The sequence below is a fragment of the Bacillus haikouensis genome (genome assembly GCF_013179555.1).
Taxonomy (GTDB): domain Bacteria; phylum Bacillota; class Bacilli; order Bacillales; family Bacillaceae_B; genus Rossellomorea; species Rossellomorea haikouensis_A.
In genome coordinates, this window is record NZ_JABMCR010000631.1 from 1 (window position 1) to 540 (window position 540).

Consider the following 540-nt stretch of genomic DNA (forward strand, 5'->3'; position numbering starts at 1 on the left):
AACGGCCGTTACTCTTGCATTAGCCGAACCATTGACGGCAGCGCTGTTGGGAGTGTTCATAGTAGGCGAATATTTAAGCATCATTTCCTGGATGGGAATTATTCTGTTGATGCTCGGGATCGGCATTCTTATATGGTCGTCAAAGAATGCTGGTGTTGGAAAAGAAGTGAGGACACGCGGGGAACGTAGCCAGGTGTAGCTATCTGAGTAATGTATACATTTTATTGAGATTGTATTAAAAATGGTTTTGACAAATTAACGGGTTTGGCCAGGGGATTTTAGCTTGGTTTGTGCCGGATGATGACGCTGAAGATGATTCGACAAGTGGCATGTATTTTTACGAAATTGGCTTGTAAATGATGAATGTGTCTTGAAAATTTGAAATGTGGCTTGAATTTTTTAAAACTGCCACGAATATCATTGAAAGTGGCTTGAATCCTGTTTGCAGAGGTAAATTCTTTGCTTGAATTAGTTGGATCGTATATCAACTTTTCATACTATGAGTTTTGGACATTATTATAAGAGTTTCACAACAAAATC

At 38.9% G+C, this 540-nt stretch carries 1 pseudogene; it reads left to right on the forward strand.

Annotation, left to right across the window (positions count from 1 at the left end):
* Positions 1–199: pseudogene (locus HP456_RS24775) on the forward strand (EamA family transporter); the annotation flags it as partial.
* Positions 200–540: the final 341 nt, after the last annotated feature.